This window comes from Serratia sp. JUb9, assembly GCF_014298095.1.
GTDB lineage: Bacteria > Pseudomonadota > Gammaproteobacteria > Enterobacterales > Enterobacteriaceae > Serratia_B > Serratia_B rhizosphaerae.
In genome coordinates this window covers 1,696,856-1,711,212 of record NZ_CP060416.1, presented here as the reverse complement: position 1 = coordinate 1,711,212, position 14,357 = coordinate 1,696,856, and the positions used below count along the sequence as shown (strand labels likewise).

The window sequence follows — 14,357 nt, the reverse complement described above, 5'->3', positions numbered from 1 at the left end:
CGATCGTTAAAATCGATCATGTTGCTACAGATACAACAAAGGCGGGGATAACGCCCGACCTTTGACTATCAATCAGTTACTCCATTAAAGCCGCTACGCTACTCGCCTTGATATGGCTGTATCAGGCTAACATAGTGATGTCCTTATGCCCTGAGATACATTGCAGCTGTATCGTATTGAGGCCTTTCTCTGCATATCGGGTGATGCAGGTATGGCGCAGGGAATGGAAGCATACACCTTCAATCCTTGACTCCCTGCAAGCCCTTCTGAATGCCTGACTCACTGAGTAAGGACGTAAGGTAAACAACTTGGTATGCCTATACCGTTCCTCTTCCTTCCCTTCACACAGAGATTTAAGCAAGTCTAACGCAGCAGAAGAGAGAGGCACATCCCGTGCTTCTGCGTTCTTCGTCTGATGCTCGGACAAATGGATCACCCTTTGCCTAAAGTCAATCATGGCAGGCGTTAACGCTAATATCTCCCCTCTACGCATAGCCGTCTCCCATGCAAGAATGATGATAGCTTTAGCCTCACTCATCCCCTGTAATCCACCAGACAGCTTACTCCTACAGGTTTCCACCCTCTCCAATATCATCTGGTATTGCATTTTATCCCTCGGCTTACCTGCTTCCGGCAGCCGTACAGGCTTCACTACGTCATGACAGGCAACACCTTTCTCTGAGGCAGCCCAACGCAGAAACCTTGAAAGGAGTTGTAGTTCAAGGCGTACCGTGCCGTTAGCCGCTTGCTTCAAGCGCTCTATCTTGTACGTAGCAACGTTCTCACTAGTCATTTTCTCCAAAGGAGTAGAACCAAAGAACCTATCAAGATTCACCAACCGGTTACGGATAGAGTCATAGCCTCCCCTTGGTTTCCCGTTCTTGGTTAACACCTCTTCCAGATAAACCGGGGACAGCGCCTTAATGGTGCTTTCTGATTTCTTAAACTTCTCTTCACAATCAGATGACCACTTTTCAGCCTCTTCTATTGTGAAGAATGTCTTGGTTTGGGTGGGATGCCCTTTGATTCTTATTTGAGCATTCCACTTGCCTGAAGGGAGTTTTCGGATGGTAGCCATGTGCATTAATCCTGCTGTGTACATGACCTATCTGTTTGAATATACTAACCATTACACGCTCTTTATGAGTCATGGGGTGTCGGGGGTCGGAGGTTCGAATCCTCTCATGCCGACCAAACATTCCTTTAAAAACCAACCTTTTATGGTTGGTTTTTTTATGCGTGAATTTTCAGCGGTGTAAAACTGGTGTAGAAACAGACCCCCAGCATGCTTATCGGGCCACTAATCATGAGTAACATACCTAACCTGTGATCATTGAATGCCTATGCTTTATTGGCTATGTTATGCACAGGACAATTTACAAGGAAAAGTGATGGATGCAAAAATGATAGCGCTGGGTATCATCGATGGAATCGAATCTGTTCCTGAAGGTATTGCTCTCAGTGTGCGTAGGACCTGGGAAGGATCTGGCCTTGCTGGCTCAGATTTAAAACGGCGTAATCAGTTAGAGACTGAAAGGTTTTTCAGGGTTATAAAAATGGGGTATGGCATAGAAGCTCCCCTGCGCGAACTAATCAGTATCATTATCAATGACTGCTACAAGCATATGGATCAGCAAACCCAGAATACCCTTAACCAAAAAGTAACCCACGCTAAAGGGTTCGCCGGCGGCCGAATTGGCACCCAAGGAGCCCTAACGTTTTACATAGCCCACAATATTTTCAAGAAAGTTGCTGCTGGCTTCATGTTCCGCAAAGTAGTTCAAGCCGGATTATTCTTCAGCATAAACACGATAATGCTCCAAGGATTTATCGAGCAGGCAGCGGTCGCATCAAGACATTTACGCAACAAATACCCAGCTACATACCACAAACTAACGCCCCGTAATTTGGATATGCTTTATTTCTTAGCCCAAGAGTACCTGGAGCCATTCGTTGCATATGCAAACATCCACTCGAAAATGTTCTGCGCAGGTGTAAATCATGAGCTCACTCAGATCCTTGGGAAGTAAGTTAGGGAAAGCGGTGGGAATATCGGCGTTGTATGCAATTGAGATAACCGTAGCCACAGTGTGTTCTATTGCCGCGTTCGGTTCCTTATTCTGGTTCGGCGAGTGGTGGAAGGGCCTACTGGCGGCCGGTGGGTTCTTTGCAATTACCGTAATTGTGTTCGCCATATGCGGTTACGCCAGAGGCGAACGATAAGAAATCCCCCCTCTTCCCAATCATTTCTGCCCGGCATAGCCGGGCTTTTCATATCTATACCAAGACAGAAACGATCATTCAAACCGATCGTTTTTTGATAATTAATCCGCCAGATCGATTACTCTCCCATTCCTCAAGGAAATACAGATGACTAATCAAAGAATTATTCTGACCGGTGGCCCGGGATCGGGCAAAAGCACACTGATTGACGCCCTGACCCGGCGCGGCTATGCATGCACCACGGAATCAGGCAGAGCCATTATTCAGGAACAAGTCGCCAGTGGCGGTAATGCGCTGCCCTGGGAAGAGCGCCAGGCGTTTGCCGAACTGATGCTGAGCCGGGAGATACGTGCATGGCACAGCGCCGGCAATGCCGACGCCCCATACTTTTTCGACCGCGGTATCCCTGACGTGGCGGGCTATCTAACGCTTTGCCAGCTTCCCGTACCTGCTCATCTGGAGCAGGCGATAGCGCACTTTCGCTATGCCGAGCGTGTGTTTATCGCCCCGCCGTGGCGTGAAATTTATGCTCAGGATGCAGAGCGCAAGCAGTCGTTCACCGAGGCGGAGATGACATACCGGGTAATGCGTGCAACCTATCAACAATACGGTTACCGGCTGCTGGAACTGCCGCGCGCGTCGGTCGCTGAAAGAGTAAGTTTCGTGCTCGCCGCCCTGCGACATTCAGACTGAGATTAACGCTATACCTGCCCCTTCTGCATGATCTCATCACCACACAACCGCATCCCTTTCCTGCTGTTAACCTTCCAGATTTCCCTTTTCCTGCCATCTTCTACGGGTTTCTCTGCTATACCTTTTAAAGTGAACCCTAACGCCCTATGCAAGGAGGTCTGATGCTACGTTCAATCCCGCTATTATTAGCGCTGCTGATGCTGGCGGCCTGTTCATCCGGAGAAGGGCCGCCGCCGGAAGATAACGGTGGCCCACCGGTATCTCACTGTAGCGACGCACAATGCGCACCTTCCGTCGGCCCTCAGACTTATTGATCCTATGGCAACGCGGAATTTATTATCGTGCGTTTTATCGACCTTGTTCCGACACATAGACATAGAATAAATCCCCTACCCCGTTTCTCCGTCGGCAAAACGCAAAAAAGCCACCTCATTGAGGTGGCTTTTTAATTGGTGCCGGCTACCGGAGTCGAACTGGTGACCTACTGATTACAAGTCAGTTGCTCTACCTACTGAGCTAAGCCGGCGAATTCTGTCGGAAAACGTTCCGTTTCCGTGCTGCGCAATATAATACAGCGCCCTGCCGACAAGCAAGCCTAATCAACGGGCTATTGCACCAGTTGTTTAAAAAACACGCGGCCGACGGCATTGCCGGGGAAAAGGCGTTTTTTTACCCGGTTTCCATTACGTTATCCATCTATAGCGCATAGCGCCGGCGTACGGCGCTATCCTCCTGGTTCAGCGTGTCGCTGACAAATTCAACAAACAGCTGCAGCGCGGCGCTGCGCTGCCGGCCCGGCGGCAGCTGTAACTGCAGCGTACGCTGGCTGAGCTGGTCAACGCCAAAAGATTTGATGGTGATGGGCTGTTGCAACAGCGGCAATACGGTGAATTGGCTGCAAATAGACACCGCGCGCGGTGAAACCTGCAAAAAATTGAACAACGCGGCAAAGTTATCGCAGGTCAAAACCGGCTCAATAAAGGTGCCGCTCATCTGGCAGCAGATATCAAACAGCTGGCGTATGGTGGTGCTCGGCTCCGGCAAACACACCGGATACTGACACAGGTCGGTCAGCGCCACCTGCTGATTCGCCAACGGATGATCGCTGTGCATCAGCAGCAATACCGGCGCCGCCCACGAGGCAAGCACGTCCACCCCCTGCTCGGGGTGCAGGCTGAACTGCAGCGCCAGATCGCATTCGCCGTTGCGCACCAGACGCGCCAGGGTTTTGCTGTCCGCCACCGTCAGCACAAAAGTCACCGCCGGATTCTGCTGACGAAAACGGGCCATCAATTGCGGCAGCAGCGAAAAGGCCAGGCCGTTGGAACACGCCACGCGCAGCGCCGTGCGCCGCACCGCTTTCAGCCCCTTAATTTCCGCCATCGCCTGTTCAATATTCAGCAAGCTCTTGCGCAGGTGATTCTCAAAAATCTGCCCGGCTTCGGTCAGCACCATACCGCGCGCATGGCGCTCAAACAACGGCGCCCCCACCTGCGCTTCCAGGCGCTGAATCTTGCGGCTGATGGCCGATACCGCCACAAACAACTGTTCGCTGGCGGCACTCAGCGAACCGCTGCTGGCCACCGCCAGAAAAAAACGCACTTCACTACTGATCATCCCGGGGCCTCCTGGCGGCGCATGCTTCACAACAGGGCAAACAAGCCTTGTTATAACAGCAAAGCTTGTTTGTTAAATAGACAATTGTGGCAAACCTCAATTTTAGCTTAGATACCCGCATAACAACGAAAACCAACACAACATCAACAACAAACACAACGGGAAGCAACCATGACGGGTGAACAGGTGGTACAACAGGCAAACGCCTATTTTGACAGCGGGGCTTTTCGGCAGGTGCTGGCGCGCCGTATTGCCCTGCAAACGGAAAGCCAGCGGCAGGATCGCGATGCGCTGCTGATGCAATACCTGCAGCAGGAGATCATGCCGCCGCTGCGCGCGCTCGGCTTTGAACTTCATCTGTGCGATAACCCGGAAGCGGCCAACCGACCGTTTCTGATCGCCGTACGCATCGAGGATCCTGCGCTGCCGACCCTGCTGAGCTACGGCCACGGCGACGTCGTCTTCGGCGATGATGACAACTGGCGCAGCGATCTCTCCCCGTGGCAGTTGCATGAGGAAGGCGATCGCTGGTACGGGCGCGGCAGCGCCGATAACAAAGGGCAGCACAGCATCAACCTCGCCGCTCTGGAACAGGTGTTTCAGGCGCGCGGCGGCAGGCTGGGTTTTAACTGCAAACTGATCTTCGAAATGGGGGAAGAGATCAGCTCTCCGGGACTGGCGGAGATCTGCCGCCGTCAGCGAGATCTGCTGCAGGCCGATCTGTTTATCGCCTCCGACGGCCCGCGGCTGAACGCCATGCAGCCGACGCTGTTCCTCGGCTCACGCGGCTGCGTCAATTTCCGCCTGAGCATTCGCGCGCGGGATAACGCCTACCATTCCGGCAACTGGGGCGGCCTGCTCAGCAACCCCGGCATCCAGCTTGCCAACGCCCTCGCCTCGCTGGTCAATCAGCACGGTCAGCTGCAGGTCGCCGCATTACAGCCGCCGGCGCTGGATGACGCCATGCGCGCTATTTTGCGCGAGCTGGATGTCGGCGGCCAACCCCACGACCCGCAGATTGATGAAAACTGGGGTGAAACAGGATTAACGCCCAGCGAGCGGCTCTACGGCTGGAATACGCTGGAAGTACTGGCCTACCAGACCGGCAATCCGCAACGGCCGATGAATGCCATCCCTGCCAGCGCCACGGCGGTCTGCCAGCTGCGCTTTGTGGTCGGCACCGACTGGCAGCGGCTGGTCGAGCACCTGCAGGCCCACCTGCAAGCGCACGGCTTTGGCAATGTCGAGGTGGAGTGGCTGCGCGGCTCCCCCGCCACCCGCCTCGATCCTCAGGATCCGCTGGTACACTGGGCGCTTGATATCATGCAGCGCACCAGCGGTAAAAAACCGGCGTTGCTGCCTAACCTCGGCGGTTCGCTGCCTAACGACGTGTTCGCCGATATTCTGGGGCTGCCCACGCTGTGGGTGCCGCATTCCTATCCGGCCTGCGGCCAGCACGGCGTAAATGAGCATATGCTGCAATCTATCGCCCGTGAGGGGTTGCAGATTATGACGCGTCTGTTCTGGGATCTCGGCGAGAACGGTGGTGACGTGCTGGCGCAGCGCCGGCGGGAGGCGACACGATGAGTACGTCCGCCCACACGCCGGTTGCCGGCAATAAGCCGCATCTCTACAAAACGCTGTTCGCCACCTGCATCGGCAACGCCCTGGAATGGTTCGATATCGCCGTTTACGGCTTTTTCGCCAACTATATCGCCCATGCCTTCTTTCCCACCGAAGATCCCGCCGTCTCAATGCTGCTGACCTTCGGCAGCTTCGGCGTCTCCTTTCTGATCCGCCCGCTGGGCGCCGTAGTGCTGGGCGCCTACGCCGACCGCGTCGGACGTAAAAAAGCCCTGCTGGCGTCAATCAGCCTGATGATGCTCGGCGGCGTTATCATCACCTTTATGCCGTCTTACGCCACCATCGGGCTGGCGGCACCGCTGATGATCCTGCTCGCCCGTCTGATCCAGGGTTTCTCCGCCGGCGGCGAGTTCGGCAGCTCAACCGCGTTTCTGGTAGAACACTTCCCCGAACGCAAGGCGTTTATCGCCAGCTGGCAGTTTGCTACCCAGGGGGCCAGTACTCTGCTGGCCTCGGCGTTTGGTCTGGGCATGACCTACTGGTTGAGCGAAGCGCAGATTCAGGAATGGGGCTGGCGCATTCCCTTCGCCTTCGGCCTGTTGATTGGCCCGGTAGGGCTGTATATTCGCCGTCACGTCCATGAGCCGGCCAGCTTCAAACAGCATGTGAAAGCCAGAGCGCCGCTCAAGACGCTGCTGGGCAGTCAAAAACGACTGCTGCTGTTGGCTATCGGGCTGATGGTGATCTCCACCGCCATCAACTACATGCTCAACTATGTGCCGACCTACGCCACCAAGAACCTGCATCTGCCGGGGTCGGTGGCCTTCAGCGCAACGCTGCTGGCCGGCGTAATCCTGACGGTGGTGACGCCGCTGGTAGGGCTATGGGCGGAAAAAGTCGGCCGGCTGCCGTTGATGTGGGGTTCGCTGCTGTTGCTGGTGGTCAGCATCTACCCGGCGTTCCGTCTGGTGGTCAACCACACCACGCCGCTGACCCTGATGCTGCTGGTCGGCTGGATGGCGCTGCTGAAATCGGTGTATTTCTCCACGGTGCCGTCGGTGATGGCGGATCTGTTCCCGATGGAAACCCGCGCCAGCGGTATGGCGATCGGCTATAACGTGGCGGTGACGGTGTTCGGCGGCTTTGCGCCGCTGATTTGCACCTTGCTGATCAGCATGACCGGCACCAGCCTGGCGCCAAGCTACTACCTGATGATGGTGGCGCTGCTGAGCGGCTGGGCGTTGCTGAGCAGCCAACACCAGCTGCGCGGCGTCGCGCGCGCATCATAAATCACACCCCGGGCTGACCGCCCGGGTTTTTCCCGTCAGCCAAGAGAAACTGCGCCCTCCGTGGCCGCATCTGCCTTAATACTCCACCACCACGTCCCCCGTCGGCACGCTGCAGCAGGAGAGAATATAGCCCTCTTCGACATCCTCATCGGTAATGCCGCCGTTATGCGCCATCTCGACCGCGCCCTCCAGCCGCTTCACCTTGCAGGTGCCGCAGATGCCCATGCCGCAGGCTTTGGGGATGTGCAGCCCCAGTTTGGCGGCGGCGGCGTGTACGGTTTCCCCCGGCGCGATCTGTACGCTCTTGCCCGTGCTGGCGAAGAACACCTGAATCAGGTCGGAACGCGGTATCGCTTCGGCCTCTTCGGCCGCCTGTTCGGCATCCTGCTGCGCCTGCTCTTTTACCGGCTCCGGCGTCGCGCCGAACGATTCCTCGTGATAGCGACGCATATCAAACCCGGCTTCCTGCAGCATGTTGCGCACCGCCTTCATATAAGGCGCCGGACCGCAGCAGTAGACTTCGCGCTCCATAAAATCGGGGGCCATCATTTCCAGCATCGCGTGATTAAAGAAGCCGCGATAGCCGCCCCAGTTCTGGCCTGACTCATAGCGTTCGCAAATCAGGTTCAGCTTAAAGTTGGCGATGCGCGCGGCCATATTCTCCAGATCGCGCTGGAAAATAATGTCTCGCGGCGTACGCGCGCTGTGAACAAACACCATATCGACGTCGGCGTTGGTATCAAAATACCAGCGCGCCATCGACATCACCGGCGTAATGCCGACGCCCCCCGACAGAAACAGCACCCGGTCGCTCGGGTTATCGATACAGTTAAACTGGCCAACCGGACCATGCACCGCCAGCTCCATCCCCTCGCTCATGTTGTCATGCAGCCAGTTGGACACCTTACCCCCCGGCACCCGTTTGACCGTGATCGAGAAACTGTAGGGCACCGACGGCGAGCTGGAAATGGTGTAGGAACGGAACACCTGCTCGCTGTCGATCTCCAGCTCCAGAGTGACGAACTGGCCGGGCTTAAAGAAGAACATGATCGGCTGCTCGGCCATAAAGCAGTAGGTTTTTACATCCCAGGTTTCCTGAATCACTTTGACGCAACGCACAGCATGACGACCGTTGATCCAAGTCTGGGTGGTTACGGGCTCAAAAGCGCCGCTATTTACTACCGAAATAGTCTGGTTGGTCATAGGGAATGCTTCCTGTGGGCCAGGTGTCGATGGATAGCACGCGATGATTCGGCGCGGCCGCAATACGGACTGAATTTTCAGTTCAACCCCCCTTTGCCATTTACTTATTCACGACATCGAGATATCTGAAAAAACCACCGGACAACAATACTTTCCCTCGACGTCTCTAACGGAGGGGATCGATGTCGCAGCCAGAACATTCCTTATTCTCGACCGGGTGCAGCATCTGATCCAACAGTGACCCATTTCTCCAATGGGGTGACCGGGAACGGGGCGTTGTTGCAACCAGGATGCGTCCGCGCGCGGGCGCGAAACACTTTGATCTGAATGAGAAGAGCAACATCATGAGTCATAACGATCTGCTGAATATCACCTGCGCCAGCATTACCGATGCGCGCGAACAGATGGCCGACTTGCTCAAAAGGCGCCAGCCGAACTATTCGCTGCCGCAGCCGCTGTATAACGATCCGGCCCTATTCCGCATTGATATGGAGGAAGTGTTTCAGAAAGAGTGGCTGTTCGTTGGCATGACCAGCGAAATCCCGAAAAAGGGCGACTACTTCACCCTTGAAATCGGCCAGAACCCGGTGCTGGTGGTGCGCGACGCCGACGGCGCGGTCAACGCTTTCCACAATACCTGCCGCCACCGCGGCTCGCGCATCTGTCAGCAGCCACGCGGCAAGGTAGCGAACCTGGTCTGCCCGTACCACCAGTGGACCTACGATCTGAAGGGCAACCTGCTGTTTGCCGGCACCCATATGGGGGACGGCTTCGAGCCGCGTCAGCACGGCCTGAAGCCGGCGTTTTGCCGCACCGCCGGTGGTTTTATCTTTGTCTGCATCGCGGAGCAGCAGCCGGAATCCGACTTCGATGACTTCCTGGCGACGCTCGAAGAATATATGGCGCCGTACGACGTGGAGAACACCAAGCTGGCGACCGAATCCGAGATGTATGAAAAGGCCAACTGGAAGCTGGTGCTGGAAAATAACCGCGAATGCTACCACTGCGCAGGCAGCCACCCGGAACTGCTCAACACCCTGCTGGAGTGGGACGACACCAACGATCCGCGCGCCACGCCGGAGTTTATCGACTACTACAACCAGCAGGCCGAACGGTGGGATCAGGAAGGGATCCCGCATCGCCACCAAAGCTTTGGCCAGCGCAACCGCATCGTGCGTATGCCGCTGAAACCGGGGGCCAACGTGATGACCATCGACGGCAGCGAAGGCTGCACCAAACTGCTCGGCCGCATTCAGAGCCGCCAGTTGGGATCGATGCGCATCCTGCACCTGCCCAACTCCTGGAACCACATGCAGAGCGATCACTTTATCGTGTTCCGGGTGCTGCCGATCTCGGCCCAGGAGTCACTGGTGACCACCAAATGGTTTGTGCATAAGGATGCGGTGCCGGGCGTCGATTACGATCCGGAGCGCCTGCGCCAGGTCTGGGATGCCACCAACGATCAGGATCGCGTTCTGGGTGAAGAGAACCAGCGCGGCATTAACTCCATCGGCTATCAGCCCGGTCCTTACTCCGAAACCTACGAGTTCGGCGTGATCAACTTCCTGGAGTGGTACAGCGATACCGTGCTGAAAAATCTGGGCGAGACGGATAACAGCGAGCACTACCCGATCGGCGTGCCCGACGTCGAACGACAATATGGCTGATTCCCCTTTGCCCCGGCCCTCTCGCCTGAGAGGGCCGGGCAACGGTACGATCTTTTCTTGGTATAAAAAACAACCTGAACAACACGCCTCACCGGCCGCCGCGCACCACGCCTTCCTCCAACAGCAGATCGAATATCGCCTGCGCCATCTCAGGCGCCGGCTTATCGCGCAGGATACGGCCGCCGTCGCCCTGCGACTTCGCGGTCGCCGCCTTGAAACGATCGGCGGCGGTTTTCGCCTTCACCACCTGCAGGCGCTTCGGCCGCTTGCGGGCCGGCGCTTCGCTCCACTGCGCTCTGACCTCATCGGGACAGGCAATGCCTGCCGGCGTGCTTTCCAGCCGCGCCCGGCTGGCGGGGCCAAATGCGCTCTGGCGCGGCGCCGGCGCCGCCATATCAACGCTGGCGATAAACGGCAGCGGCACCCTGAGCGCCCGGCGCTGGCCGCGCGGCAACGCCTGCAGCAGCTGCGCCTCGCCGCCATCGACAGCGACAATATCGGCAATGCCGGTCACCACCGGCATGCCCAGCGCCTCCCCCAGCAGGTAAGGCAGCATACCGGACGATTCGCCGCTCTCGGCCCGTACGCCGGTCAGGATAATATCCGGTTTGTCCTGGCTCAGATAACGGCACAGCGCTGGCACCACATCCGCATTCTCCTCCTGATCCAGAACCCGCAGGACGTCCAGCCCCATCCCTGCATAGCTGCGCAGCGCCTCGGCATGAGGATCGCCCGCATGAAGCACCTCCAGCCCGTCAGACGCCAGCGTCATCCCCAGCTCGACGGCCCGGGCGTCCTGCCCGGCGCGGCGCTCGCGCGCAGAGCCGGGGTGCTTGCCAATCGATACCAGCGCGGTCACGCGCAGGTCTGCATGATGCTTTTCAGGCTGCATGTTCAAACTCCCCCTGATGGTGCTCCCTGACCAGCCGGATCAGCTGGGCCATAATCTCGCTGCTGTCGCCAATCACGCTGAGCGCGGCGCGCTTTACCATATCGCAGCCGGCATCGGTGTTAATGGCGATCACCTTGTCGCACTGCCCGATGCCCTGCAAATGCTGAATGGCGCCGGAAATGCCCACCGCCACATAAACCCGGGCGGTGACCCAGGTGCCGGTAGCGCCAACCTGACGCTGGCGCGGCATATGGCCATCGTCCACCGCCACCCGGCTGGCGCCTTCCGTCGCGCCGAGCGCTTCGGCGCACTGGTGAAACAGCGTCCAGTCCTGCACGCCGTTGCCCGCCGAAAGGATAAACTCCGCCTCTGCCAGCGCCACCGCGTTGGGATCCACCGCCACCTGCCCGTCATCACGAATGCGCGCCGCCACGCTTACCGTCTGGTGCAACTGCACCGGCAATGCCTCGTGGCGGGTTTCGTCAACCGGTTCGGCGCACTCCGATGCCAGCAGCAGCATACGCGGCGTGGCGCGGATAATATCGGTGCTGCCGCCGGCGCCGCGGCAGACGCTCTGTGCGGCATCAACCCGCCAGGCCTGCGTCGCCGGCCGTTCGCCAAGACGCGCCGCCAGCCGGCATCCCAGCTCAAAGCCGCCGGCTACGCTGTCCGGCAGCAGCCAGTGACGTGGTGCAAACTGGCTGTCGACCTCGTTCAGGGCGGCGACCCGCAGCTCCGGCGCATACGCCTGATAGCCGTCGCCGTTCAGTTCCAACAGCCGGTCGACGCCGGCGGTATCAAACGCCTGTTCGCGGTGATCGCCGAACACCACGGCCAGCACCGCTCCGGCGCCGCCGATTTCGCGAATCAGCGCATGGGCCTGACCCAACACATCCCGGTCGTGATCGCTCAGCCGGCCACCCACCATATCGGGCACTACCGCAATGTAGTATTCCACCTGCTCCACCCGGTGCAGCGGCAGCGCCGTCGTCTGCAGCGCGCTGACCGTCCGCGGCCCGGCGCGGCCGACCGGCGCGCCGACATTCATCCGGTCAATGCGGCGGAGGCCGTTCGGGCCGATAAAACCTACGGCGTGCGGGTTGCGGCGAATCAGCCCGGACGGGCCACGTGATTCGCCCGCCGGCATCATCATGGCCGCATGCTGCGGGTGCAGGCGGTTGCGCGCAATCCATTCGGCGCGCGGGTCTCTGCGCAGAATCTCGCTCATCAGGCTACCTCCATCGCAGGTTGTTCACTCTTGCGCCTGGCCGCCGGCGGTGCGCTCGGCTCCACCAGCGCCTCGGCCACCAGTTCGGCAATATCCTTCACCACCGGACGCGGCTCCACCACGCCTTCAAGCATCGCGGTGCACTGCTGACAGCCTACGGCGACCAGTTCGGCGCCGGTGGCGCGGGCATCCTCCATGCGCATATCGGCAATCCGCCTCTCGCCGGGGATATCGGTAATCGGCGCGCCGCCGCCACCGCCGCAGCAGCGGGAACGAAAGCCGGAACGTTCCATCTCGGCCGGCTGAATACCCAGTTCCGCCAGCAGCTCGCGGGGGGCTTCATATTCGCCGTTATAGCGCCCCAGATAGCAGGGGTCGTGCCAGGTCACGCTGCCGCCCTTGTAGTCATTCAGGGTCAGCAGCTGCGCCTTCACCAGCTCATTGATAAAGGTGGTATGGTGCAGCACTTCGTAATCCGGCTTCTCGCCTTCGGGGCTGAATTCCGGGTACTCATTGCGCAGGCAGTGAAAAGCGTGCGGATCGGTGGTGACGATGCGGTTGAAGCGGTATTTGCCCAGGGTGGCGAGATTACGCTTCGCCAGCCGTTGGAAGGTGGCGTCATCCCCCAGACGGCGCGCCACGTCGCCGCAGTCCAGTTCTTCGTCCCCCAGCACGGCAAAGTCCACTCCCGCCGCCTTCAGGATCTTCACAAAGGCGCGCAGAATGCGCTGGCTGCGCATATCGAATGCGCCGTCGGAGACCCAGAACAGCACGTCCGCCTGCTTCACCTCTTTCATCACCCGCAGGTTCTGATCCGCCGCCCAGTGGGTGCGGCTGCGCGGGTTAAAACCGTTCGGGTTGTCGGTCACGATCAGGTTATCCAGCACTTCGGCCCCCTTATTCGGGGTGCTGCCTTTCTCCAGCGTCAGGAAGCGGCGCATATCAACGATGGCGTCCACGTGCTCGATCATCATCGGGCACTCCTCAACGCAGGCGCGGCAGGTGGTGCAGGACCACAGCGTCTCCGGACTGATCAGCCCGGAGACGATAGGCTGATGCGGAGCGCCGCACGCCTTGCCGACCTCGATGCCCGGGTAGGGGCTGCCGGCAAAGCGGGCGTCCGAGCCGCCGGCCAGGCCAACCACCATGTCCTGAATCAGTTTCTTGGGGTTCAGCGGCTGCCCGGCGGCAAACGCCGGACACACCGCCTCACAGCGGCCGCACTGCACACAGGCGTCGAAACCGAGCAGCTGGTTCCAGGTAAAATCGGCGGGCTTCTCCACCCCCAGCTTCGGCGCAGCCAAATCCACCGCTTTCAGCGCGGTGGAACGTCCGCCGCCAAAGCGCTCCGGCCGCCGGTGAAATGCCAGGTGCAGCGCGCCGGCAAAAGCGTGCTTCATCGGCCCGCCCCAGGCCATGCCGAACAGCAGTTCCCCCAGCCCCCAGACGATCCCGCCGGCCAGCAGCGCCGCCAAGAGCCAGCCGCCGCTGCCTTCAGGCAGGATGCCCGCCGCGGGCAGCGTGGCGATAAAAAAGCTGGCCGCGAAGACCAGCAGGCTTTTCGGCAGCCGCATCCACGGCCCCTTCGACAGCCGCGCCGGCGGATGGCGACGGCGGCGATAGACAAACAGCGCCCCGGTCAGCATCAGCGCCAACGCACCTAACAGCGCGCCAGCCAGCCAACGGCTATGGATGCCGAACAGGTGAACCGCCAGGATCAAAAGCATCGACAGCACAAAGCCGCCCGCGGTCGCCACGTGGGTGTTCGACATCACCTTATCCCGCGCCACCACATGGTGCAGATCCACCAGATAGCGGCGCGGCATCGCCATCAGCCCGGCCAGCAGGGCCACTTTTTCCGGCCGGCCGGCGCGCCAGAGGCGGATCCGCCGGATCATACCGACCGCCGCCAGCAGCAATGCCATCACCAGCAACACGGGGAGTAATCTGTCGAGTATCAT

11 protein-coding genes and 1 tRNA gene are annotated in these 14,357 nt (G+C 59.0%); 5 read left to right on the top strand and 7 right to left on the bottom strand.

What is annotated here, in order from left to right; genetic code table 11:
- Positions 1-121: 121 nt before the first annotated feature.
- Positions 122-1,078 (bottom strand): tyrosine-type recombinase/integrase, encoded by a 957-nt coding sequence (locus HF675_RS08025; protein ID WP_255427342.1) that lies wholly within the window; start codon positions 1,076-1,078, stop codon positions 122-124.
- 313 nt (positions 1,079-1,391) lie between these two features.
- Between HF675_RS08025 and HF675_RS08020 the strand changes: the two genes are divergently transcribed.
- Together HF675_RS08020 and HF675_RS08015 are read left to right on the top strand one after the other, a co-directional pair.
- The gene (locus tag HF675_RS08020) at positions 1,392-2,030 is read left to right on the top strand and encodes a hypothetical protein (protein WP_111736742.1); all 639 of its coding nucleotides are present in this window, start codon (positions 1,392-1,394) and stop codon (positions 2,028-2,030) included.
- Between the two features lie 340 nt (positions 2,031-2,370).
- The gene (locus HF675_RS08015; protein WP_187044388.1) at positions 2,371-2,916 is read left to right on the top strand and encodes an AAA family ATPase; all 546 of its coding nucleotides are present in this window, start codon (positions 2,371-2,373) and stop codon (positions 2,914-2,916) included.
- A 450-nt stretch (positions 2,917-3,366) separates the two neighbouring features.
- On the opposite strand, the gene HF675_RS08010 is transcribed toward HF675_RS08015, so the two are convergent.
- Together HF675_RS08010 and HF675_RS08005 are read right to left on the bottom strand one after the other, a co-directional pair.
- Positions 3,367-3,442, bottom strand: a tRNA-Thr gene (locus tag HF675_RS08010).
- A 170-nt stretch (positions 3,443-3,612) separates the two neighbouring features.
- Positions 3,613-4,533, bottom strand: a complete 921-nt coding sequence (locus HF675_RS08005) for a LysR family transcriptional regulator (protein WP_105231876.1) — start codon at positions 4,531-4,533, stop codon at positions 3,613-3,615.
- A 171-nt stretch (positions 4,534-4,704) separates the two neighbouring features.
- On the opposite strand from HF675_RS08005, the gene HF675_RS08000 reads away from it, so the two are divergent.
- Together HF675_RS08000 and HF675_RS07995 are read left to right on the top strand one after the other, a co-directional pair.
- Complete coding sequence (locus HF675_RS08000; RefSeq protein WP_105231877.1) at positions 4,705-6,120, top strand: M20 family metallopeptidase; 1,416 nt, start codon at positions 4,705-4,707, stop codon at positions 6,118-6,120.
- Positions 6,117-7,406 carry an MFS transporter gene (locus HF675_RS07995; RefSeq protein WP_105231878.1) on the top strand — a complete coding sequence of 430 codons (1,290 nt, stop codon included), beginning with the start codon at positions 6,117-6,119 and terminating at the stop codon, positions 7,404-7,406. Before HF675_RS08000 ends, HF675_RS07995 begins: the two co-directional genes overlap by 4 nt.
- Before the next feature lie 75 nt (positions 7,407-7,481).
- Here HF675_RS07995 and HF675_RS07990 read toward each other — a convergent pair whose 3' ends face one another.
- Positions 7,482-8,609, bottom strand: coding sequence for a hybrid-cluster NAD(P)-dependent oxidoreductase (locus HF675_RS07990; protein WP_105231879.1), 1,128 nt, complete (start codon positions 8,607-8,609; stop codon positions 7,482-7,484).
- 344 nt (positions 8,610-8,953) lie between these two features.
- Here HF675_RS07990 and HF675_RS07985 point away from each other — a divergent pair, with 344 nt between their 5' ends.
- Entirely contained in the window at positions 8,954-10,276 is a 1,323-nt protein-coding gene (locus HF675_RS07985; RefSeq protein WP_105233441.1) for an aromatic ring-hydroxylating dioxygenase subunit alpha, read from the top strand.
- A gap of 88 nt (positions 10,277-10,364) precedes the next feature.
- On the opposite strand, the gene HF675_RS07980 is transcribed toward HF675_RS07985, so the two are convergent.
- From HF675_RS07980 to HF675_RS07970, 3 genes are read right to left on the bottom strand one after another with little or no spacing between them, the layout of a single operon-like run.
- Positions 10,365-11,168 carry an electron transfer flavoprotein subunit beta gene (locus HF675_RS07980; protein WP_105231880.1) on the bottom strand — a complete coding sequence of 268 codons (804 nt, stop codon included), beginning with the start codon at positions 11,166-11,168 and terminating at the stop codon, positions 10,365-10,367.
- A complete protein-coding gene (locus tag HF675_RS07975) occupies positions 11,158-12,396 on the bottom strand; it encodes an electron transfer flavoprotein subunit alpha/FixB family protein (RefSeq protein ID WP_187044387.1) in 1,239 nt (412 codons plus the stop codon). Before HF675_RS07975 ends, HF675_RS07980 begins: the two co-directional genes overlap by 11 nt.
- Positions 12,396-14,354 carry a (Fe-S)-binding protein gene (locus HF675_RS07970; RefSeq protein ID WP_187044709.1) on the bottom strand — a complete coding sequence of 653 codons (1,959 nt, stop codon included), beginning with the start codon at positions 14,352-14,354 and terminating at the stop codon, positions 12,396-12,398. Before HF675_RS07970 ends, HF675_RS07975 begins: the two co-directional genes overlap by 1 nt.
- Positions 14,355-14,357: the final 3 nt, after the last annotated feature.